Origin of the sequence: Bradyrhizobium sp. cir1 (genome assembly GCF_014198245.1) — a bacterium.
Lineage (GTDB): Bacteria > Pseudomonadota > Alphaproteobacteria > Rhizobiales > Xanthobacteraceae > Bradyrhizobium.
The window spans coordinates 102551-124693 of the sequence record NZ_JACIHE010000013.1; the positions used below are offsets into that span (position 1 = coordinate 102551).

Consider the following 22143-nt stretch of genomic DNA (forward strand, 5'->3'; position numbering starts at 1 on the left):
TGATTTTCACTTTGCCTTGGCAACCCGGCGTCAATGCGCACGGCGAGTCGAGGTAGGAAGCTTTGAGCGCCGTGCGGGCCGAGCAAAGCTCGCGCTATCCTGGTGCTCCGATGCTGCCATCCTGCCCCTGTTTTGCCCGACGGTGCAACAGTTTCGTAAAATCAGCAAAATGCGCAGCGGTCTTTCGAAAAGATCATGCTCAATGAGCGAGTTAGGGCGCGGTGACGATCCATTCCGGCTCGTCGCGCTTTAAGCCGTTGATTTCACTGCCCCCGGCTACTGTGCATGGGGTTGTTTTCGCACTTTGTGTTTTGGAAGGTGCGAAAGCGCCACGCAGCCGGACCTGATCCGGCTCTCGCCCGCTACTTCATCACCCGCAGGCCCTTGGTCGTGAACCGCTGCGTCTTGCCGCCGGGACGAACTGGGCGCTTCGTGGCGGCGGCCTTGCCGGTGCCGGGCGGCTGGTGCGCTGGGACCAGCTGGTGGGGCTGGGAGCCGATCAGGTCGCGGCGGCCCATCTCGATCAAGGCCTCGCGCAGCACCGGCCAATTGTCGGGATCGTGATAGCGCAGGAACGCCTTGTGCAGGCGGCGCTGGCGCAGGCCCTTGATCGCATCGACCTTGTCGCTGCCGCCGTGGCGCACGCCGCGCAAGGGATTGACGCCGGTGTGGTACATCGCGGTCGCGGTCGCCATCGGCGAGGGCAGGAAGGTCTGCACCTGGTCGGCGCGATAGCGGTTCTTCTTCAGCCACAGCGCGAGGTTCATCATGTCCTCGTCGGTCGTGCCCGGATGCGCCGCGATGAAATAGGGGATCAGGTAATATTTCTTGCCGGCCCGCTCGGCCGCTTCATCGAACATCCGCTTGAACTTGTTGTAGGCGCCGATGCCCGGCTTCATCATCTTGTCGAGCGGACCGCGCTCGGTATGCTCGGGCGCGATCTTGAGGTAGCCGCCGACGTGATGGGTGACGAGCTCCTTGATGTACTCGGGGCTTTCGACCGCGAGGTCGTAGCGCACGCCGGAGGCGACCATCACCTTCTTGATGCCACGGGTCTCGCGCACCTTGCGATAGAGCCGGATCAGATCGTCATGCGAGGTGTTGAGGTTCGGGCAGATCTCGGGGAAGACGCAGGACGGCCTGCGGCACGCCGCCTCGACCTTCGGATCCTTGCACGCCATCCGGTACATGTTGGCGGTGGGACCGCCGATGTCGGAGATCACGCCGGTGAAGCCCGGCGTCTTGTCGCGGATCTTCTCGATCTCGCGCAGGATCGAGCCTTCCGATCGGTTCTGGATGATGCGGCCCTCATGCTCGGTGATCGAGCAGAAGGTGCAGCCGCCAAAGCAGCCGCGCATGATCGTCACCGAGAACTTGATCATCTCCCAGGCGGGGATTCGTGCCTCGCCGTAGGACGGGTGCGGCGCGCGCGCGTAGGGCAGATCGTAGACCGCGTCCATCTCCTCGGTGGTCAGCGGGATCGGCGGTGGGTTGAGCCAGAGATCGCGATCGCCATGACGCTGCACCAGCGGCCGCGCATTGCCGGGATTGCTCTCCCGGTGCAGCACGCGTGACGCCCTGGCATAAGCCTCGCGATCCTGCTCGACCTGCTCCAGCGCCGGCAGCCGGATCACGGTTAAGCCCTTCTGGCGCGTTGCGCCCTCGTCGGCGGAATCGAGATCGTCGGCGTGCAGCTCGGCATAGTCTTCAGGCACGCGGCGGAACAGCGCGACGCCCCTGATATCGTCGAGCTCGCGCGGCGCTTCGCCGGCGGCGAGCCGCTGCGCGACTTCGACCACGGCGCGCTCGGCGTTGCCGTAGAGCAGTAGGTCCGCCTTGGCGTCGGCCAGCACCGAGCGGCGCACCTTGTCCGACCAGTAATCGTAATGCGCGATCCGGCGCAGCGAGGCCTCGATGCCGCCGAGCACGATGGGCACGTCCTTGAATGCCTCGCGGCAGCGCTGGGCGTAGACGATGGTGCAGCGGTCCGGCCGCTTGCCGCCTTCGCCGCCAGCCGTGTAGGCGTCGTCGTGGCGCAGGCGGCGATCCGCGGTGTAGCGGTTCACCATGGAGTCCATGTTGCCGCCGGTGACGCCGAAGAACACCTTTGGCTTGCCGAGTGCCTTGAACGGCTCGGCCGAATGCCAGTCCGGCTGCGCGATGATGCCGACCCTGAATCCTTGCGCCTCCAGCAGGCGGCCGATGATGGCCATGCCGAAGCTGGGATGGTCGACATAGGCATCCCCCGTCACCAGCACGATGTCGCATTCATCCCAGCCGAGTGCATCCATCTCGGCGCGGCTCATCGGGAGGAACGGCGCGGGCTTGCGCGGCCGGGCCTGGGCCATCAGGGGCTTTTCGGCGGTGATGATCTGGGTGTCCATGGCGCCTACGCATAGGACCCCACGCCCGCGAATACAACCGGCCGCTATGCCGCGTTGGCCGATTAAGGTTCCCCGGTGGCGCATAATTCAGCAGCGCCGCGCGGCGGCCCGGCTCGGCTCTGTGACACCGTCCACATACCGGCCGGCCGCGCCGCGTCATCCTGCTCCTGGTTTCAAGGGAGAGGTCCATGTTTCTGATCGACGCGTTGCTGGTCCTGGCGATGTTGTTCTTCCTGTTTCTGCCGGTCACCGATCACAGGACGGTGCACATGAGGCTCTGCACGTTCTTCGCGTTGCTGGCTGTGTTCGTGGTCTCGATCACACACACACCTGTTGCGCCGGTGCAACTTGCAGGCATCGTCCTGACGCATTGAGTGTCGCAATCATCACATCTGCCGGCATTGTGGTTCACTCGCAGGAACCAACCGCCTTCGCAAACATTCTGACCCCGGCACCCGCGCGAGCTCCGCTCGCGCGCACCTCAACAATCCCGGCGCCAGCGCCGCTGGCCGGATTTTCTGCCCCGATGCTCGCTTCGGGGCGATGGGGGACTTGTGAGCACGGTCATAGAGAACTTGCTGGCGCGAAAGCAGAAGCTCGTGGAGGAACTCGAGAAGGCGCAGGTCGTCGAGGATCGCGACAGGCTCGAGCATCAGCTCGAGCAGATCAACACCGCGCTGGACTTCCTGGACAGGCCGGGATCGAGGGACGGGCAGTAGCCGCGCTCAATCCGCCTTCAGCGCTTCCACCTTCAACGCCTCCACCTTCAAGGCCTTGGCATAGACCACGCCCGAATTGGTGATGTGCGTCGTCATCAGCCGTTCGAAAGCGGCAAGCTCGCCGCGTGCGAACAGATCCAGCAGCTTGCGATGCTCGTCAAAGGACGTGCGGGTGCGCACGTCGATCGGTGAGGTCAGGTTGGTGCGGAGCGCGGCGACGCGGCCGGAGACGAGCTGGTAGGATTCGACGAGGTAACGGTTGCCGCAATGGGCGAACAGCGCCTCGTGGAATGCGGTGTCGGCGCGGCCATAGGCGATGTTGTCCCTGGCCTCGACGGCAGGCTCCATCGCCGCAATCGCGTCGTTCATCGCGGCGATCGCACCCTCGCGATCATGGCGAAAGGCGAGCTCGGCCGCCTTGGGCTCCAGCGCGATGCGGAAGGTGCAGAGCGCGGTGATGTCGTCCGCACTCGGCGTGAACACGAAGCTGCCGACCTGCGGGCGGATCACCACGAGCCCCTGCACCTGCAGCTGGCCCATCGCCTCGCGCACCGGCGTGCGGCTGACGCCGAAGGAATTCGCCACCATCTCTTCCGAGATCGCTGCACCCAGCGCGAACTCGCCGTCGATGATGGCCTGGCGCAGCCGCTGCATCACGCGCTGCGACAGCGATTTCGGCGTATCGAGCTTGAGCGATCGCATGCGGGCTCCCGCTCAGATCACCTTGCCGGGATTGAGCAGATGATCGGGATCGAGCGCCGCCTTCAGCGTCCGCATCAGCGCGATCTCGGCCTCGCTCCTGGCATGGCCCAGCCACTTCTTCTTCAAGGTGCCGATGCCGTGCTCGGCGGAGACGCTGCCGCCCATCTCGCGAACCAGACCGTAGATGATCGCGTCCATCTCCTCCTTCGGCTGCTGCTCGACGGAAAGGCCGGTGACCCAGGACACCAGATGCAGATTGCCGTCGCCGATATGACCGTAATAGACGCTCTCGCAGCCCTTGATGCCGTCAGCGAGCGCGGCCTTGCAGCGCGTGACGAACTCGTCCATGCGCGCCACGGCAAGGCCGATGTCGTAGGAGATGTGCGGGCCCAGCACCTGGCCGAACTCGGCGCAGATGTCGCGCACGCGCCAGAACGCTTGCGTCTGTGCCAGCGATTGCGCCACGGCGGCATCGGCCAGCAGCCCGCGCTCCATCAGCTCTTCGAGCCAGGCCTGGAAGCGCGGTGCGTCGATGCTCTCGTCGGTGCCCTGTGCCTCCACCAGCACGTAGAGTCCGTGGCCTGGGGCGACCGGCGGCTTTACGCCGGCGCGCGTCGTGATCACGTCCCAATAATCCGGCCACATCACCTCGAAGGCCGACAGCAGCGGGCCGAGCCCGCTGCGCGCGGCGCCGAGCAGCGCGATCACCGCATTATAATCCTTCAGCGCGCAGAGCGCCGCCATGGTCGAGCGCGGCTTCGGGAACAGTTTCAGCACGACACGGGTGATGATGCCGAGCGTGCCTTCCGAGCCGATGAAGAGATGCTTCAGATCGTAGCCGGCGTTGTTCTTCATGAGCTTGTTGAGATTGGTGATGATGGTGCCGTCGGGCAGCACCACCTCCAGGCCGAGCACCAGCTCGCGCGTCATGCCGTAGCGGATCACGCGGTTGCCGCCGGCATTGGTCGAGAGATTGCCGCCGATCGCACACGATCCGCGCGAGCCGAGATCGAGCGGAAAGAAGAAGCCGGCTTCATCGGCGGCCTTCTGGATCGTCTCCAGCGGCGTTCCTGCCTTCACCGTCATCGTCATCGACGCGCGATCGATCTCCTCGATGCCGGTCATGCGCTCCAGCGAGATCGCGACCCAGCCAGCTTCAGGCGAGGCGCCGCGGCACAGCCCGGTCAAGCCGCCCTGCGGCACGAACGGCAGGCGCGCCTGCCGGCAGGCGGCAATCGCATCGGCAACGCCCTGCGCATCGAGCGGGCGGATCACCGCGCGCGGGGTCTGCGGCAGGCTCGCGCTCCAGTCATTGCAATTGCGCGCCGGCACGTCGGTGCCAAGAAGCACGGCGGCCGCGCCGAGCCTGTCGCGCAACGCGCCGAGCAACTGATCGGGTCGTTCAACGGGGGTCACCATGTTCATGCGAGACCTCCTTAAAGGTTCGACTGCGCCTCATGCGCGCCGTGACGGTGGAAAGGGTTTGCGCCCACCTTGTATGTAAGGTACAAGACGAAAAGTAAAGCAAAAACAAAACTCCGCCCGGCAGAGAAGATCGTTAGGGATCAGAGGCTTAGTCGGCGGCCGCAGCAAAGGGTGGTGTGATGACGGAGGCGATTCGCGGGTTCTGGGTGGCGTCGGCGACGCCGCTGGCAGCGGACGGCAACGTGGACTCCGTAAAGCTCGCGGCGCACGCCAGGCAGCTGTTCAGCAAGGGCGTCGACGGCGTCGTGCTGTTCGGCACCACCGGCGAGGGCACCTCGTTCAACGCCGCCGAACGCATTGCGACGATCGAAGCCCTGCTCAAGGCCGGCGTCGCTGCGGACCGCATCGGCATCGGTGGCGGCTTCCCCGCCATCACCGACAGCATCGCGCTGACGCGCGCCGTGCTCGGCCTCGGTTTGCGCCATGTGTTGCTGTTGCCGCCCTACTTCGACCGCAATGTCACGCCCGCGGGCATCGAGGATGCCTTCGCCGCGATTATCGATGGCGTCACTGATGATCGCCTGCGCGCCTCGCTCTATCACATCCCGCAGGTCTCGGGCGTCGCGATCCCGACGACGGTCGCCGCAAGCCTGCGCAAACGCTACGGCAAGGTTGTCGCCGGCTTGAAGGACTCCAGCGGCGACTTCAAGCAGTTCCAGGCATTCCGTGCCGCCGCGCCCGAGCTCGCCATCACCGTCGGCAACGAAGCCGACATCACCCGCGCGATCGCCGCGGGCGGCGCCGGCACCATCTGCGGCATGGCCAATGTCGTGCCCGAGCTGGTCAAGGGCATGGTTGACGGCAAGGACGTCGAAGCGCGCATGCAGGCGGCCATCGATGTCGTGGTGAAGACGCCGTCTCTGGTCGCGACGCTGAAGGGGATCCTCGCGGCGCAGACGGGCGATGCAGCCTGGCTGCGCGTGCGCCCGCCGCTCCGCGCCCTGTCCGACGGCAGCGCGTTCAAGCGGAAGCTCGACGAGCTGATCGCTCCCGCCATCGCGTGATCGTGAAACATCGGGACACGCTGCCGCGATTTCGCGTGCAGCGTGTCGCGACCCACGAGAGATCATCGCTGATTGATGCCCAGCGCTCCCTTCGCTTAGAACCATTCAATACTAGAGCGATTCAAGCCCCGCTCCGGTTCTCTTCGATTGCGGCGACTGTTACAGGCGCACACTTCAACGTTCTTGACTTGAAGTGGAATGAAAGTGCGTGCCTTCGTGGATGGCCAACGCGACAGCGGCCATCGAACTCGTGCCGGCAAGAGCCGCGCAGGTCTTCTCATGGGAGCAGCGGTGCTGCTCATCGAATATCCCTCCATCACGACGAGCGCGCAGGCGCAATCGGCTCTGCCGCCGGTGACGGTAGAAGCTCCAGCGCCACGGCCGAAGCCGGCGCGGGCATCGGAGGGGTCTCCACGCCGCACGCAAGCCGCCGCGCGCCAGCGCAGTCGCAATGCCACGGCCGCGCCTGCGGTGCCGACGCTCTCGGAGCGCGCCGCCGCAGAAGCCGCTGCACAACAGGCCGCAAAGCTCGGCTACCGTGCGATGCCGAGCGCGACCACGCTGCGCAGCGGCGCCTCGCCGCTCGACACCTCGCAGTCCGTCAACATCGTGCCCGAGCAGGTGTTAAAGGATCAGCTCCCGCGCAACATCGACGATGCGCTGATCAACATCAGCGGGATTACTCAGACCAACACGCTCGCCGGCACCCAGGACGCCGTAATCCGCCGCGGTTTCGGCGACAATCGCGACGGCTCGATCATGCGCAACGGCATGCCGCTGGTGCAGGGCCGCAGCCTCAATGCCGCGGTCGAAAGCGTCGAGGTGCTGAAGGGGCCGGCCTCGCTGCTCTACGGCATCATGGATCCCGGTGGCATCGTCAACACCGTCAGCAAGCGTCCGGAGCTCTATCAGCACGGCTCGGTCACGCTGCTCGGCTCGACCTACGCGAACAACCGCAGCGGTGCCGACGGCACGCTCGACATCACCGGTCCGATCGGCGACGGCGGTCTCGCCTATCGCTTCATCGGCTATGGCGTCAGCGAGGACTATTGGCGGAATTTCGGCCGCCACCGCGAGATGCTGGTGAACCCGTCGCTCGCCTGGTATGGCGACACCACGACGGTTCAGCTCACTTACGAACACCGCGAGTTCATCTATCCGTTCGACCGCGGCACGGCCTTCGTCAACGGCGCTCCGCTGGCGATCCCGAAGACGCGCCGGCTCGATGAGCCCTTCAACAACATGTGGGGCACCTCCGACCTGATCCAGGGCTCGGTCGAGCAGAAGCTCGACGACAATTGGAAGGTCACGGCGGCCTACAGCTACAACACCGAAACCTACAGCGCCAATCAGCTGCGTATTACCGGCGTCAACGCCAAAACCGGCGTCGAGACCCGCAGCAACGACGGCACCCAGAACTCGCTGAGCAACGCCAGTTACGGCACCTCCTATCTGCAGGGTGACGTCTGGCTGGGCGGCTTCCGCAACGAGATCCTGTTCGGGGGCGAGGCGCTGTATCGCACGATCGATCGCCACGATTTGATTCGCCAGGCGACCCCGAGCTTCAATTTCTACAATCCGGTCTACGGGCTGGTTGTGCCGGGCACGACCGTCTCGGCAACCGACAGCGAGCAGACCGACAAGCTCGGCACCCGCAGCTTCTTCGCCCAGGACACGTTCCACCTGACCAACTGGCTGGCGGTGGTCGGCGGCGTTCGCTGGATGGAATACGAGCAGCTCGCCGGAAAGGGCCGGCCGAACTTCATCACGAACACAAATCTGGCGGGAGACAAGGTGCTGCCGCTCGGCGGCATCATCTTCAAGCTGAACGACCAACTCTCGTATTACGTGAGCTACACGCAGTCGCTGAAGCCGACCTCGACCATCGCGCCTTTCTCCGGTGCTCCCGCCGGCTTCGTAGTCGACTCCAGCTTTGCCGCCGAAGAGGGAACTCAGTGGGAGACGGGCCTGAAATTTGACGTCAACAAGCGCTTGTCGGGCACTTTGGCCGTTTACGACATCCAGAAGAAGAACGTGCTGGTGATAGATGACATCGGCGGCGGCAAGTCGGCGGCGCGCACCTCCGGCGCAGCGCGGTCGCGCGGTGTCGAACTGGATGTCACCGGCAGACTGACCGATGAATGGAGCGTGATCGGAAGCTACGGCTATACCGATGCGCGGCTGATCAACGATCCCACCGTCGGCAATGCCAAGCTCCTGAACGCCGCGATGAACACGGCCTCGCTCTATCTCGTCTACGATTTCGGCGAGCGGTTGCCCGGACGTCTGCGGCTCGGCGGCGGCGCACGCTATGTCGGCGACCGGCCGGGCGACTCCGCCAACAAGTTCTTCCTGCCGGCCTATACCGTCGCGGACATCTTTGCGACCTACGACACGAAAATCGACAATCTGCCGGTGACCTATCAGTTCAACGTCAAGAACCTGTTCGACAAGCTCTACTATACGTCCAGCACCGGGAACGCTTTGAACGTCGCGATCGGCGATGCCCGACGTTTCTCGCTGTCGGCGACGGTGAAGTTCTAGCCATGCGGCTGGGGCACACCATCAAGGCCGCTCTGCTCCAGGTCCATTCCATCGCGGGCTTGGTGCTCGCGCTGCTGCTTGCGCTGATCGCGCTGACCGGCGCGGTCATGAGTTTTGAGGACGAGATCGTCGATCATCTCAACGCCGGCATCACGCAGGTCGCGCCGCGCGAGATGCCGCCGCTGATGCCGGACGAGCTGGTCGCGCGGCTGAAGGCGGGGCAGGATGTTGGCCAGGTCTCAGCCGTCATGCTGTCGAGCGATCCGGCTGCTGCCGTGCGGGTCCGCTTCGCGCGCGACGAGCAGGGCACGCGGCCGAATTCGCTCTATGTCGACCCATATGATGTGCACGTGCTGGGTGCGCCTCGCGGCGAGGAGTTTTTTGCGACGGTTCGGAAGCTGCATCGCTGGCTGCTGATCCCCGGCGATGCCAAGGGCTGGGGCCGCCAGATCACCGGTGTCGCCGCGCTTGGCCTGATCGTCATGCTGGTCTCGGGCCTCGTGCTGCGCTGGCCCCGCCGCGCGCGCAGTGTGAAGCTGTGGCTCAAACCGAATCTCGGTCTCAGCGGGCGCGGGCTGCATCGCTCGCTGCATGCGGTCATCGGCACCTGGGCTCTTCCGGTCTATCTGGTGATGACGCTCACGGGCCTGTGGTACTCGTTCGACTGGTACAAGGACGGCGTCGTCTGGTTGCTGTCGCGTCCAGAAGTCTCTGCGGCGAAGATGCAGCCAAAAATGTCCGCAAAGGCGCCGCGTGCGGCGGCCCGCTCCGAGCCGGCCCAGCCGATCGGGTTCGACCAGGCCTGGACGACGTTCCGCCGCGAGGAGGGCGACCGCTTTGCCAGGGCTCTGCTGACGCTGCCGCCCAGCCCCGGCACCGTGATACGGATTCGGTCGTGGGGGAAGGATTCGACGCTCGACACCACGCGCGATGAATTCCGCATCGATGCCGTCACCGGTCAGCTGGTCTCCGCGGAGCGCTATTCCGACAAGACCTTCGGCGAGAAGATCATCGCCAACGTGCTCGATATCCATCGCGGCGCGGTCCTGGGCTGGCCCGGCAAGCTCGCGTTCATGATCGCCGCGGCCCTGATGCCGCTGTTCTCGGTCACCGGCATTTTGCTCTATCTGTCGCGCCGCAGGCTGCGGCGCCCGGCGCAGCCGCCGCTCGGGCGGCTCGTTCCGGGCGAGTGAGTTGCTGCCGGAGAGGCTAGCCAACACCTCGACAATCGTTCAAAAGCCATGGCACGTCCTTGTCAGGGTTTTCGCCATGAAGCTCCCCACCGTCATCCCCGCCGATGTCCGCCGCGCGCTGCTGCTGCGCGAGGAGATTGCGTTGCTCGATCTCAGGCACGAGGCTGGCTTTGCCACGGGCCATCCGCTGTTCGCCGCCAACATGGCCGCGGACCGGATCGCGATTGAGGCCGAGGCGCGGCTACCGCGCAAGGACGTGGCGATCGTGCTCTATGATGACGGCGAGGGGCTGGTGGCGACCGGCGCCGAACGCCTTGTGGCGCTCGGCTACAGCAATATCAGCGCGCTTGACGGCGGGCTGACGGCCTGGCGCGATGCGGGCTATCAAATGTTCGAGGACGTCAACTCGTACTCCAAGGCCTTTGGTGAACTGGTCGAGGCGCGCCGCCATACGCCCTCGCTCAGTGCCGATGAAGTGGCCAAGCTCATCGCGGACAAGGCCAACATCGCCATCCTCGACGTCCGCCGCTTCGACGAATACGCGACCATGAACATCCCGGGCTCGGTCAGCGTGCCCGGCGCGGAGCTGGTGCTGCGCGCAGGCCAGGCCGCGCCCGACCCTGAAACCACCATCATCGTCAATTGCGCCGGCCGCACCCGCTCGATTATCGGCACCCAGTCGCTGATCAACGCCGGCGTGCCGAACAAGGTGCGCGCGCTGCGCAACGGCACGATCGGCTGGACGCTGGCGCGGCATGCACTCAATCACGGTGCCGACCGGCGCGGCGCGATCGGATCGTTCGAGGGCGGTCCGGCCAATGCCCGCGACGTCGCCTATCGCGCCGGTGTCCGCCACATCGGTGCGGGCGAGATGGCGGCGCTGCTCGCAGAGACCGATCGCACGCTCTACCGCTTCGACGTGCGCGACGCCGAGGAATATGCCGCCGGCCATCTGCCGGGCTTCCGTCATTATCCGGGCGGCCAGCTGGTTCAGGAAACCGACATGGCCGCGCCGGTGCGCGGCGCGCGCATTGTCCTGACTGACGACAAGAGCGTTCGCGCCGACATGACGGCGTCCTGGCTCGCGCAGATGGGCTGGGAGGTCTATGTGCGCGAGGGCGGCTATGACGGCACGCTGGACGTCGGCCCGCCGCTGGTGCTGCCGAAGCCCGACCCGGCCCACCGTTACCGCCGTCCCTATGAGGGCACCGATGTTGCGCAAGCCGCGATGCAGGCCTATCTCGACTGGGAATACGGTCTCGTCGAGCAGCTCCGCCTTGACGGGACACACGGGTTTTATGTGATTTGAGGGGGGCGCAGAGCGGACTCTTGGTCCGAGCGCTACTCCATCACCGTCACCCTGAGGTGGCCGCTTCTTAGCGGCCCTCGAAGGGCGACGGCCCGGCTGCATCGGGGCCGTTCATCCTTCGAGGCTCCCCGTGCGGTGCTCTGCACCGCACGCCTCGCGCCTCAGGATGACGGGGATAGAGAATAGTGCGTCTGGTACACCAAGCACACCCATCGCCCCGCCATCTTCTCCCCGTATCCGAACCCTATTGTGCTGTGCACCGTCCGCGGTCTATGAGCTGCAGCAAAGCCGCCATTCTTAGGAGATTCTATGCCAGCCCCAGGCCAAAGCCCTGAGCGGACCGCGAAGGCGCTTCTGCTCGAAGGCGTCAATGACAGCGCTGTGGACCTGTTCAGGAGTGCCGGTTTCATCAATGTCGAGCGGCTGACCAAGGCGCTGGACGGCGAGGCGCTGCACCAGGCGATCAAGGGTGTGTCGCTGCTCGGCATCCGCTCGCGCACCCAGATCACCGACGACGTGCTCGCCGCCGCCGATCAGCTGCTCGCAGTCGGCTGCTTCAGCGTCGGCACCAACCAGGTCGATCTGCTGGCGGCGCGCAAGCGCGGTATTCCCGTGTTCAACGCGCCGTTCTCGAACACGCGCAGCGTCGCCGAGCTCGTGATCGGCGAGATCGTGATGCTGCTGCGGCAGATCTTTCCGCGCTCCGTGTCGGCCCATGCGGGCGGCTGGGACAAGTCCGCGGCCGGCAGCCGCGAAGTGCGCGGCCGCACCCTCGGCATCGTCGGCTACGGCAATATCGGCTCGCAGCTCTCGACGCTGGCCGAAGCCATGGGCATGCGCGTGATCTTCTACGACCGCACCGACAAGCTCCGCCACGGCAACACCGAGCCGGTCGAGAAGCTCGAAGAGCTGCTGGCGCAGAGCGACATCGTCAGCCTGCATGTTCCGGAAACGCCGGAGACATCAGGCATGATCGGCGAGAAGGAGCTGAGGGCGATGAAGCCGGGCTCGTTCCTGATCAACAACAGCCGCGGTACCGTGGTCGATCTCGATGCGCTCGCGGCCGCGTTGCGCGACGGTCACATCGCCGGCGCCGCGATCGACGTGTTTCCGGTCGAGCCGTCCTCGAATTCCGAGCGATTCAAGAGCCCTGTGCAGGGCCTCAACAACGTCATCCTCACGCCGCATGTCGGAGGCTCGACCGAGGAGGCGCAGGAGCGCATCGGCGGCGAGGTCGCGCGCAAGCTGGTCGACTATTTCATCACCGGTTCGACCATGGGCGCGGTGAATTTCCCGGAAGTGCAGCTGCACCTGCGTCCCTCCGGCGCGCGCTTCAGCCACGTCCATCGCAACGTGCCCGGCATGCTGCGGCGGCTGAATGAGGTGTTCCTCCAGCGCGAGATCAACATCGCCGCGCAATATCTGGAGACCGCCGGCGACCTCGGCTACGTCGTGCTCGATGCCGATCTTGGCGGCCAGGATTCGGGCGAGCTGCTTGCGCAAATCCGCGCGCTCGAGGGGACGGTCGGCGCGCGGCTGGTGTTCGAGCACTAGACTGCTGCCACGTTCCGGTTGCATCTTGCGGCCGTTGCTCCCACACTGCGGTCGAATTCGACGTGTTCCACTCGCGTCGAATTCGAGCTTCAGTTGCGTGAGTGTCCGCCATGAAACGGGACGCCGTACTGATCGATCTCGCGCTGCAGGGCGGCGGTTCGCACGGCGCCTTCTCCTGGGGCGTACTTGATCGCCTGCTGGAGGAAAACTGGCTCAGCATCGCCGCGATCTCCGGAACCTCCGCGGGCGCGATGAATGCGGCGGTCCTGGCGGACGGCTGGACGGCTGGCGGCGCCGAGGGCGCGCGCGAGGCGCTCGAGCAATACTGGCGCCGTGTTTCGAAGGCCGCGGCCTTCAGTCTGCTGCAACGCTCGCCGCTCGACCGCTTGATGGGGCGCTGGACCCTCGATACGTCGCCCTTCTACATCCTCACCGACCTGATGTCGCGTGTGCTGTCGCCCTACGATCTCAATCCGACCGGCTACAATCCGCTGCGCGCGGTGCTGGCCGAGAGCATCGATTTCGAACGCCTCGTGCGCTCGCCGATCCAGCTGTTCATCACCGCGACGCGGGTACGCACCGGTCGCGGCCGTATCTTCCGCAATGCGGAGATCACGGCTGATGTGCTGCTGGCATCGGCCTGCCTGCCGACCATGTTCCGCGCAATCGAGATCGACGGCGAGCCCTATTGGGACGGCGGCTTCGCCGGTAACCCGACGATCACGCCGCTGGTCCGCGAAAGCGACGCGCATGACACCATTCTCGTCCAGATCAATCCGACCGAGCGGCCGGAGGAACCGCGGACGGCTGCGGAGATCCTCAACCGGCTCAACGAAATCTCCTTCAACTCGCCGCTGATGAAGGAGCTACGCATGATCGCGCTGCTGCGCCAGGCGGCCGATCCCGGCAGCGGCGAGGGCGCGCGCTGGGCGAAGATGCGGACACACCGGATCAAGAGCGACATGCTGGCGAAGTTCGGTGCGTCCTCGAAGCTCAACGCGGAGTGGGAGTTCGTCTCGATGCTGCGGGCGGAGGGGCGCATGGCCGCGGACGACTTCCTCGCCGAGCACGGCGCGGATATCGGCTGTCGTTCGACCGCCGATCTCGACGTCCTCCTGTCGGAGTGCTGAGGCATGGGTCTCCTCGGCCTCCTCGTCGGGCTCGGCCTGCTCGTTCTGTTCGCCTTCCGCGGCTGGAGCGTCCTGCTGCTCGCGCCGTTCGCCGCACTCGTTGCCGCGCTGTTCGGCGGTGAGCCGCTGCTCGCGAACCTGACCCAGGTGTTCATGGTGAACGCAGCCGGGTTTCTGGCGCAGTTCTTCCCGATCTTCCTGCTTGGCGCCGTCTTCGGCAAGTTGATGGACGACAGCGGCGCGGTGACGTCGGTCGCAGGCTTTATGGCGGAACGCCTCGGCGAACGGCGCGTGATCCTGGCGGTCGTGCTTGCCGGCGCGCTGGTGACCTATGGCGGCGTCAGCCTGTTCGTTGCGTTCTTCGTCATCGTTCCCATGGCCCGTTCGCTGTTTCGCGCGGCTTCGATTCCGCGCCGTCTGATCCCAGCCGCGATCGTGCTGGGAACGTCGACCTTCACGATGTCGGCCTTGCCGGGCACGCCGTCAATCCAGAATGCGATCCCGATGCCGTTCTTCGGCACGACGCCGTTCGCGGCGCCGGGCCTCGGCATCGTTGCGTCCCTGATCATGCTCGGCGCGGGATTGTGGTGGCTGCATCGCGCCGAAGCGGCCGCGCGCCGCGCCGGCGAAGGCTACGGTGACGACGCAGAGGGCGCGATCGAGCAGGCCGCCGCCGACGAGTTCGTGCGCGAGCGCGCAACGACCGCGCGCGAGTTCGATCCGGCGGAACTCCAGCACGGTCATCGCAGCGACCGGCCATCGCCGGTGCTGAACGCCATCGCGCCGCTGGTCGTCGTCGTCACCGTGAATCTGATGATGTCGCTCGTGGTGCTGCCGCGGCTCGATGTCAGCTATCTCGCCGAGCAGCGTTTTGGCGATACGTCGCTCGCGGCCGTCGCGGGTGTGTGGTCGGTCACGGTTGCGCTGGCTGCTGCCATCGTCACCACCATCGCCCTGAACTGGGCGCGCCTGCCGGCGCTGCGCCGAACCATGGATGCCGGGGCCAATGCGTCGGTCCTGCCTGCGTTCAGCGTTGCCAGCCTCGTCGGATTCGGCGCCGTCGTCGCCTCGCTGCCGGCGTTCACGATCGTGCGCGACTGGGTGCTGGCAATCGAAGGCGGGCCGCTGGTCTCGCTCGCTGTCGCGACCAACATCCTTGCCGCGCTGACCGGGTCGGCGTCGGGTGGCCTGACCATCGCCCTCGACGCTCTCGGCCCGACCTATGTCGAACTTGCCGCGCGCACCGGCATCAACCTTGCGCTGATGCATCGCGTGGCGGTGATCGGCGCGGGAACGCTGGATATCCTGCCGCACAACGGCGCGGTGGTCAGCCTGCTCGCGATCTGCGGCCTGACGCATCGCGACAGCTATTTCGACATCGTCATGGTCGGCATCGTGACCTCGCTCCTGGCGCTGGTGGCCGTGATTGCCCTGGGCAGCGCGCTGGGATCGTTATGACGGAAAGCCGGCGTCAGCGATTGACGGACGGGCGAAGGTTGCATTGAATGCGGCCAACTTTCGAACGCAACAGAACAAGCCGGGTGGAAACGATGAGGCGAAACAGGGCGAAACTATCTGCATTGCTCGTGGGGACCGTGGCTGCCTTGAGCGGGCACAGCGCGTCGGCGCTGACGCTGGCGGAGGATGCCGAGACGGTCTGCAAGGGGCTGATCGGCGGCACCGATGCCGTGAAGATCGATGCCGCGACGTTTCAGTCGCCGTCGCCGCTCGCGGTTGCCGAGCGCGGCCCGACGCCGTCGGGGCGGATCACGCCCGCCAATCCCGGCTTCTGCAAGGTGCTCGGCCATATCGACCCGGTCGATCCCAAGGCGCCGCCGATCAAATTCCAGGTCAACCTGCCCGTCGAGTGGAACGGGCGCTCGGTGCAATATGGTGGCGGCGGCTTCAACGGCGTGCTGATCACCGGCCTCGCGCTGCCGCCGGCCTATCCCTTCGACAAGCCGTCGCCGCTCGCGCGAGGCTTCGTTACTTACGGCACCGATTCCGGCCACGAGACCAGGCCGGGCGAGCCGCCGCAGCTGTTCGCGCTCAACGACGAGGCATTCGAGAACTTTGCCCACCGCGCCTACAAGAAGGTCCGCGATGCGGCCGTGACGCTGATGGAGCGCGCCTACGGCAGGAAGCCCGAGAAGATGTATTTCATGGGCTCGTCCGAGGGCGGCCGCGAAGGCCTGACCATGGCGCAGCGCTACCCCGACGATTTCGATGGCATTTTTTCGCGCGTGCCCGTCATCAACTGGGTCGGCCTGCAGCATGCCGGCACGCGCTCGGGCCTTGCGACCATGGGCGAGGGCTGGATCAACCCGGCGCAGGTCAAGCTCGTGGGCGAGGCCGTGCGCGCGGCGTGCGACAAGGCTGATGGCTCCGATGACGCGCTGGTGCAGGATCCCGTGACCTGCAAGGCGGCGTTCAAGGTCGAGACGTTGCGCTGCGAGGCCGGCAAGAGCGGCGATCAGTGCCTGACCGATGCACAGATCAAGGCGGTCAACACGCTGCACGCGATCTACAAATTCCCGTTCGTGCTCGCCAACGGGCTCGACGACTATCCGGGCTGGGGCGTGTCGGGCGAGGACACGCCGGCTATCGGCCCGACCGGCGGCTGGACCGCCTGGTGGCTCGGCACCGCAGCGCCTGCGCAACCGCCCGCGCCCAACAACGGCATCGCCTGGATCTACGGCGCCGGCGGCATTCAATATGTGTTCGCGCGCGATCCCAAGCTCGACGTCACCACCTACAAGGTGGAGGAGCACAAGGCACGGCTGCTCGAAGTCTCCAAGCTGATGGATTCGACCGATCCCGATCTCAGCCGTTTTCGCGAGCGCAAGGGCAAGCTGATCATCCTTGAGCACATGGCCGACTATGCGCAAAGCCCTTACGCCGGCATCCGCTATTTCGAGAATGTCGAGCGCTTGATGGGGACGGCGACGACGGCGCAGTTCGCGCGGCTCTACACCGCGCCCGGCGTCGATCACGTCGGCTCGGGGGCGCCTGCCAATGTCGACATGCTCAGCGTGCTGGTCGACTGGGTCGAGAAGGACAAGGCGCCGGGCGACCTCGAAGTGACCGAGCAGAAGGTCGAAGCGCCGTCGTTTGCGGTAGCCCGCTCGCTACCGCTGTGCCGCTGGCCGGCCTGGCCGCACTACAAGTCGGGACCGGTGACGGAGGCGTCGAGCTATTTCTGCGCGCAGTGACCCTTCACTTCTCCCCGCTTGTGGGGAGAGGTCGGATCGCCCCGGCGACGCAAAGCATCGTCCGGTGCGATCCGGGTGAGGGGGTACCGGCCACTCGACGACCTCAAGCGGTGAGAGAGCCCTCGCCCCATGAAGGGTAAGGCGAGGAAAAGGGCAAGGTGAGGAAAACACGCCCGCTCATCCTGCCGCCATCGCGTGCGCGCCGCCGAGCAGTCGCGCATTAAGCCGGCCGCCGGAGAACAGCATGTCATCGAGGGCTTCGTCGATATCCGCGGAAATGACGGAGTTGCCGCCATCGCGCGCGAGGCTCGCTTGCGCCAGCCGCCGCATCAGTTCCTTGATGAAGGCACAGCTTGTGCCTTCGCTGCGTCGGGCGGCTTCGGCGACGACGGTGTCCTCAATCGGCAGTCCCTTGCCATAAAGCCGGACGAGCTTGCCACGACCGATTTCATCAGGAAGCGGCACTTCAATGGCCTGATCGATGCGACCCGGGCGGCCCGCGAGCGCTCCTTCAAGGTCCTCCGGCCGATTGGTGGTCAGGACGAACAGGATGTCCGCATCCTCCTTCAGCCCGTCCATCTCGTTGAGCAATTTGTTCAACATGGATTCCTCGCACGGACCCATGTCGTCGCGGTCGCGGGCGATGAGATCGACATCCTCGATCACGACCATGGACGGCTGGAGCAGTCGCGCCAGACTCATATAGGCGCCGAGCAAGCCGATTTGCTCGGCGGTGATGATCAGCGTCGTATGGCCGGGCAAATGGGTTGCGAGATAGCGGATCGTGTGGGTCTTGCCAGTGCCGGGCGGGCCGTACAGCAAAATGCCCTTGCGCGTCGACTGGCCGAGCCGGCGTAGCTGGTCGCGGGTGCCTACGAAAGTCAGTACATTGCGATCGAGCAGCCGCAGGGTCTGCTCCGGCAGGATCACCTCGTCACGCGCAACCGGCGGCAAGCGATGCACGGTGATGCCACGCGATTGGCCGCGATAATCGGAATCGGCATCGAGCGAGAGAATCTTGCCGCGATAGGTCCGCGCGGCCTGTACGGCCTCTTCCAACTCGCCGAAGCATTGCTGGACGAGGGCCGCGCCTGCGGAGCCTGATGGCACCAGGATCTCGATCCGAATTCCCGGCTCGCGGCTGTACTCACGGTGCGCGCAGAGCAAAACCGCATATCGAAGCTTATCCTGCTCGCACAGCCATAGTCCGTTATCCAGACACTTGACCGGGCTCTTCTCGCCTATGTCGACATCGGAATATTGCAGCGGGGCAATTGCGGTTGCATAGCGGCCTTCCCGCAGCAGCCGCGATATCGACAGTGTCTCGTAGCGCTGCTCCTCGTTGAGACCGAACAGCCGGACGGCATTGCTGAACAATCGGTCGATGGCCGCTTGGACGTCGACTCGCATGTGGCCCGGAAACTGCCGGATCGTGGTCACGAGCTTGCTGCGCGGGACGTCGGCAAAGTGCCAGTCCAGCACGTCGCAGGCGAATTCGAACTCCTTGTCCGGCTCGACCGGCGTGCTCACGGTATCTGCTGCACGAATGCAGTCGCTACACAGCCAAACGGTTCGGCTGCCAATGCGAACATCGGTCTGTCCCTCAGGCTTGCCGCAGAGCTCACACGGGGTCTTGATCTCTTCAAGCGTGATCTTCAAAGGATGCTGGCCGAGCCAGACATATTGCTTGGCCGACTTGAAAAGCGCCTCCGCGACGGATTGCGGGTAAGGCCCGCAGACGGCTTTTTCCTTCTGCTCGATCTGAGTGATCAGTGCGATGGCCTCGCGCTCCGTCTTGCCGAAAACCTGGCGGAGCAAGCCAATGACGAACTCGTCCGGCGTGTCGTCGTCATTGTGAATCACGAGTTGGGCCGGTTCACGCTCGCCGCGCATATTGCTCATCTGCAAATGACTCCGCTGCAACCAGTACTAGAATAGAACAAATAAGGAACATAAAAGGAGGCGGCCGTCAAGCGTGACGGCCACAACAAATTGCAGCTGAAGAAAAGGCCTTAATGCGCACCACCTCCACCCGCCGCCTTCACGCGCCGCGTCAGCAGCACGGCGATCGCGGCGAGCACCAGCACCACGCCGATCACCGCAAAGGTGTCGGAATAGCCCATCACCAGCGCCTGGCGCTTCACCGTCTTGCCGAGCGCGATGATGGCCTGCTCGCGTGCGGCATTGGGATCAGGCACGCCGTGGGCCATGAAATAGTCCGTCATCTGGGCGATGCGGCTGCGGACTTCCTCGCGGCCGAGCGTGACCGAATGGCCGATGATGTTGGAGTGGAACTGCTCGCGCTTGGTGATGATCGTCGCAAGCGTCGCCGTGCCGATCGCGCCGCCGAGATTGCGGAACATGTTGCTGATGCCGGAGGCCGCTGCCGCATCCTGCGGCGCGATGCCGCCTGTCAGCACCGAGGTCAGCGGCGTCAGCACCATGGCCTGGCCGACCGCGCGCACGATGTTCGGAATCCAGAGCTGGTCGCCGGCATAGTCCGGCGACATCGCCGTGTTCATGAAGCAGCTATAGGCGAAGATCAGAAGACCGGTGATGGCGATGTAGCGCGTGTCGAAGCGCTGCATCAGTTTCGGGATCAGCGGGATCAGCACCAGCTGCGGCAGGCCGGTCCAGGCCAGCACGTTGCCGATCTGCTCGGCGTTGTAGCCCTGCGCCTGGCCGAGATAGGCGGGCAGGATGTAGACCGAGCCGAACAGCGCAAAGCCGACCATCGTCATCGCGATGGTGCCGAAGCCGAAATTGCGCTGCGTCAGGAGGCGCAGCCGGATCAGCGGCTTTTCGATGCTGAGCTCGATCGCGACGAACAACGTCAAGCTGACGGCCGCGATGATCGCTAGCTTGACGATGAAGGGCGATGAGAACCAGTCGTCCTTGTTGCCTTCCTCGAGCACGGCCTGCAGCGCCGACAGGCCGATCGCCATGGTGACGATGCCGGCCCAGTCGCCTTCCTTCAACAGACCAAGCTGCATCTTCTGCCGCTCCAGCGTCATATAGAGTGCAGCGACCATCACGGCGGTCGGGATCACGTTGACGAAGAAGATGGTGCGCCAGCCATAGGTCTCCGTGAGATAGCCGCCGATGGTCGGGCCGATGGCCGGTGCAGAGGTGACCGACAAGGCGAAGGTCGCGAGCCCGACCGGCTGCTGCGGTTTCGGCAGCTTGGTCAGGACCAGCGTGAAGGCCATCGGGATCAGCACGCCGCCGGCAAAGCCCTGCAGGCCGCGCATCGCGATCATCGACGGCAGATCATGGGTGAAGGCGCAGGCGACCGAGAACGCCGCGAACAGCGTTGCGCTTGCCAGCATGTAGCGGCGGAACGTGAACACGCGGCTCAAATAGTCGGTCAGCGGGATCACGATGATCTCGCCGATCAGATACGACGTCGAGATCCAGGAACCGTTGTCGGCGCCGGTGCCGATGCCGCCTTCGATATTGGCCAGCGAGGCGTTGGTGATCTGGATGTTGAGGATCGCCATGAACGAACCGATCATGGCCGCGAGCACGGCGATCCAGGTTGCGAGGCTCGCGCGGCTGGGATCGCTTGCGGAGCGGTCAGGCGTCGCGGCCGGTGTCGCTTGCGTCGAAAGTGAGAGGCTGTTTGACATGGCACGACCCTCCGGAAACGAGTTTTGGCTTTACGTTTGTCTTGGGCGCTACGGCCGCATTCGCGGTCGGCCCGCTTGAACGTGTCGCAATGGTCGGAATCACGGACATGCCGGGCCGCAGCGCGATCGCAGGCCCATGCTTGTCATCGAGCGCGATCTTCACGGGAATGCGCTGCACCACCTTGGTGAAATTGCCGGTGGCGTTGTCGGGCGGCAGCAGCGCGAATTCCTGGCCGCTGGCCGGCGCGATGGAATCGACGTGACCATGCACGATCTGGCCCGGGAACATGTCGATCTCGATATCGACGGCCTGTCCCGGTGCCACATGCGTGAGCTGCGTCTCCTTGAAATTGGCGACGACATAGGCCCCCTCAGCCGGCACGATCGACATCAGCTGCGTGCCCGCCTGAACGAACTGGCCGACGCGCAAGGAACGGTTGCCGATGACCCCGTCAATCGGGGAGACGATCGTGGTGTAGCCGAGATTGAGCTCAGCCTGCTGCTGGACCGCGGCTGCGCGCGCGGCGGCGGCCCTGGCCTGCACGATCTCGGCCTTGAGCAGATCGACCTGCTTCTGTGCGGAGATGAGGTTGGCGTTGTCGCGCGCGATCGCGGCGTCCGCGCCGGCATCGCGCGCCTGCGCCTGCTGCGCATTCTGCACGCTGCCATAGCCGGTCCTGGCGAGATCCGTGTAGCGCTTGTTCTCCTGTTGCGCGAAAATCTTCGCGGCATTGTCGACATCGATGGTCGCCTTCGCGGCGGCGATCAGCGCTTCCTGAACCTCGAGTTGGGCCTGCTTGCTCGTCACCGTCGCGTTCGCGGCGGCGACGTCGGCCTTGGCTTGGTCGAGCGCGACGCGGAAGTCGCGGTCGTCGATCCGGGCCACCATCTGGCCGGCCTTCACATGCTCGTTATCGGCGACCAGGACGCGGTCGAGATAGCCGCTGACCTTCGGCGCGATGGTGGTGTTGTCGGCCTTCACATAGGCGTCATCGGTGGAGACGAGGTACTGGCCGACGGTCCAGTAATCGTAGCCGTACCAGCTCGCGCCGGCCAGCGCGACGGCCGCAGCTCCCATCAGCAACAGCTTGCGAAAATTGAGCTTTTTCCGGCTTGCCTGGACCGGTGCGGCGGGCAGGACGCCCTCCAGAGCGGTTGCTGCGACGGCGGTCTGGGCGGCCGCGGATGGGGTGGTGTGGACGGTCATGGCCGGCTCCCCTGAATTAGGAAACTTGACGATTTCCAAAATAGGATTAGCTTGGGGAGAGTCAATGGAAT

The 22143-nt window shown here is 65.2% G+C and carries 16 protein-coding genes; 10 read left to right on the forward strand and 6 right to left on the reverse strand.

Annotated features, from left to right (window positions below; translation table 11 throughout):
• Positions 1–362: 362 nt before the first annotated feature.
• Positions 363–2384 (reverse strand): YgiQ family radical SAM protein, encoded by a 2022-nt coding sequence (locus tag GGD63_RS24645; RefSeq protein WP_183245745.1) that lies wholly within the window; start codon positions 2382–2384, stop codon positions 363–365.
• Between the two features lie 188 nt (positions 2385–2572).
• Here GGD63_RS24645 and GGD63_RS24650 point away from each other — a divergent pair, with 188 nt between their 5' ends.
• Positions 2573–2758, forward strand: a complete 186-nt coding sequence (locus GGD63_RS24650; protein ID WP_183245746.1) for a hypothetical protein — start codon at positions 2573–2575, stop codon at positions 2756–2758.
• 180 nt (positions 2759–2938) lie between these two features.
• The gene (locus tag GGD63_RS24655) at positions 2939–3103 is read left to right on the forward strand and encodes a hypothetical protein (RefSeq protein ID WP_183245747.1); all 165 of its coding nucleotides are present in this window, start codon (positions 2939–2941) and stop codon (positions 3101–3103) included.
• A 6-nt stretch (positions 3104–3109) separates the two neighbouring features.
• On the opposite strand, the gene GGD63_RS24660 is transcribed toward GGD63_RS24655, so the two are convergent.
• Together GGD63_RS24660 and GGD63_RS24665 are read right to left on the reverse strand one after the other, a co-directional pair.
• The gene (locus tag GGD63_RS24660; RefSeq protein WP_183245748.1) at positions 3110–3805 is read right to left on the reverse strand and encodes a GntR family transcriptional regulator; all 696 of its coding nucleotides are present in this window, start codon (positions 3803–3805) and stop codon (positions 3110–3112) included.
• 12 nt (positions 3806–3817) lie between these two features.
• Positions 3818–5230 (reverse strand): FAD-binding oxidoreductase, encoded by a 1413-nt coding sequence (locus tag GGD63_RS24665; RefSeq protein WP_183245749.1) that lies wholly within the window; start codon positions 5228–5230, stop codon positions 3818–3820.
• A 179-nt stretch (positions 5231–5409) separates the two neighbouring features.
• Between GGD63_RS24665 and GGD63_RS24670 the strand changes: the two genes are divergently transcribed.
• The 8 genes from GGD63_RS24670 (at position 5410) to GGD63_RS24705 (ending at position 17236) form a co-directional block, all read left to right on the forward strand.
• Positions 5410–6294 (forward strand): dihydrodipicolinate synthase family protein, encoded by an 885-nt coding sequence (locus GGD63_RS24670; protein WP_183245750.1) that lies wholly within the window; start codon positions 5410–5412, stop codon positions 6292–6294.
• Positions 6295–6492: 198 nt separating this feature from the next.
• On the forward strand, positions 6493–8838 hold the full coding sequence (locus GGD63_RS24675; protein WP_183245751.1) for a TonB-dependent siderophore receptor: 2346 nt from the start codon (positions 6493–6495) through the stop codon (positions 8836–8838).
• A gap of 2 nt (positions 8839–8840) precedes the next feature.
• Positions 8841–10031 carry a PepSY domain-containing protein gene (locus GGD63_RS24680; RefSeq protein ID WP_183245752.1) on the forward strand — a complete coding sequence of 397 codons (1191 nt, stop codon included), beginning with the start codon at positions 8841–8843 and terminating at the stop codon, positions 10029–10031.
• Between the two features lie 76 nt (positions 10032–10107).
• Positions 10108–11340, forward strand: a complete 1233-nt coding sequence (locus tag GGD63_RS24685) for a rhodanese-like domain-containing protein (RefSeq protein WP_183245753.1) — start codon at positions 10108–10110, stop codon at positions 11338–11340.
• A 309-nt stretch (positions 11341–11649) separates the two neighbouring features.
• A complete protein-coding gene (gene serA, locus GGD63_RS24690) occupies positions 11650–12894 on the forward strand; it encodes a phosphoglycerate dehydrogenase (RefSeq protein WP_183245754.1) in 1245 nt (414 codons plus the stop codon).
• Positions 12895–13004: 110 nt separating this feature from the next.
• Positions 13005–14024 carry a patatin-like phospholipase family protein gene (locus GGD63_RS24695; RefSeq protein WP_183245755.1) on the forward strand — a complete coding sequence of 340 codons (1020 nt, stop codon included), beginning with the start codon at positions 13005–13007 and terminating at the stop codon, positions 14022–14024.
• A 3-nt stretch (positions 14025–14027) separates the two neighbouring features.
• Entirely contained in the window at positions 14028–15482 is a 1455-nt protein-coding gene (locus GGD63_RS24700; protein ID WP_183245756.1) for a GntP family permease, read from the forward strand.
• Between the two features lie 92 nt (positions 15483–15574).
• The gene (locus GGD63_RS24705) at positions 15575–17236 is read left to right on the forward strand and encodes a tannase/feruloyl esterase family alpha/beta hydrolase (RefSeq protein WP_183245757.1); all 1662 of its coding nucleotides are present in this window, start codon (positions 15575–15577) and stop codon (positions 17234–17236) included.
• A 177-nt stretch (positions 17237–17413) separates the two neighbouring features.
• On the opposite strand, the gene GGD63_RS24710 is transcribed toward GGD63_RS24705, so the two are convergent.
• From GGD63_RS24710 to GGD63_RS24720, 3 genes are all read right to left on the reverse strand, one after another.
• Positions 17414–19129, reverse strand: a complete 1716-nt coding sequence (locus GGD63_RS24710) for an ATP-dependent Clp protease adaptor ClpS (RefSeq protein WP_183245758.1) — start codon at positions 19127–19129, stop codon at positions 17414–17416.
• 119 nt (positions 19130–19248) lie between these two features.
• Positions 19249–20865 carry an MDR family MFS transporter gene (locus GGD63_RS24715; RefSeq protein WP_183245759.1) on the reverse strand — a complete coding sequence of 539 codons (1617 nt, stop codon included), beginning with the start codon at positions 20863–20865 and terminating at the stop codon, positions 19249–19251.
• Positions 20813–22072, reverse strand: a complete 1260-nt coding sequence (locus GGD63_RS24720; RefSeq protein WP_183245760.1) for an HlyD family secretion protein — start codon at positions 22070–22072, stop codon at positions 20813–20815. The genes GGD63_RS24715 and GGD63_RS24720 overlap by 53 nt, the downstream gene beginning before the upstream one ends.
• Positions 22073–22143 lie beyond the last annotated feature (71 nt).

Bases quoted from the DNA above. Each gene is read 5' to 3' on its own strand.
- GGD63_RS24645 (WP_183245745.1), bottom strand. From the start codon at position 2,384: ATGGACACCCAGATCATCACCGCCGAAAAGCCCCTGATGGCCCAGGCC.
- GGD63_RS24650 (WP_183245746.1), top strand. From the start codon at position 2,573: ATGTTTCTGATCGACGCGTTGCTGGTCCTGGCGATGTTGTTCTTCCTG.
- GGD63_RS24660 (WP_183245748.1), bottom strand. From the start codon at position 3,805: ATGCGATCGCTCAAGCTCGATACGCCGAAATCGCTGTCGCAGCGCGTG.
- GGD63_RS24665 (WP_183245749.1), bottom strand. From the start codon at position 5,230: ATGAACATGGTGACCCCCGTTGAACGACCCGATCAGTTGCTCGGCGCG.
- GGD63_RS24670 (WP_183245750.1), top strand. From the start codon at position 5,410: ATGACGGAGGCGATTCGCGGGTTCTGGGTGGCGTCGGCGACGCCGCTG.
- GGD63_RS24675 (WP_183245751.1), top strand. From the start codon at position 6,493: ATGAAAGTGCGTGCCTTCGTGGATGGCCAACGCGACAGCGGCCATCGA.
- GGD63_RS24680 (WP_183245752.1), top strand. From the start codon at position 8,841: ATGCGGCTGGGGCACACCATCAAGGCCGCTCTGCTCCAGGTCCATTCC.
- GGD63_RS24685 (WP_183245753.1), top strand. From the start codon at position 10,108: ATGAAGCTCCCCACCGTCATCCCCGCCGATGTCCGCCGCGCGCTGCTG.
- serA (WP_183245754.1), top strand. From the start codon at position 11,650: ATGCCAGCCCCAGGCCAAAGCCCTGAGCGGACCGCGAAGGCGCTTCTG.
- GGD63_RS24695 (WP_183245755.1), top strand. From the start codon at position 13,005: ATGAAACGGGACGCCGTACTGATCGATCTCGCGCTGCAGGGCGGCGGT.
- GGD63_RS24700 (WP_183245756.1), top strand. From the start codon at position 14,028: ATGGGTCTCCTCGGCCTCCTCGTCGGGCTCGGCCTGCTCGTTCTGTTC.
- GGD63_RS24705 (WP_183245757.1), top strand. From the start codon at position 15,575: ATGAGGCGAAACAGGGCGAAACTATCTGCATTGCTCGTGGGGACCGTG.
- GGD63_RS24710 (WP_183245758.1), bottom strand. From the start codon at position 19,129: ATGCGCGGCGAGCGTGAACCGGCCCAACTCGTGATTCACAATGACGAC.
- GGD63_RS24715 (WP_183245759.1), bottom strand. From the start codon at position 20,865: ATGTCAAACAGCCTCTCACTTTCGACGCAAGCGACACCGGCCGCGACG.
- GGD63_RS24720 (WP_183245760.1), bottom strand. From the start codon at position 22,072: ATGACCGTCCACACCACCCCATCCGCGGCCGCCCAGACCGCCGTCGCA.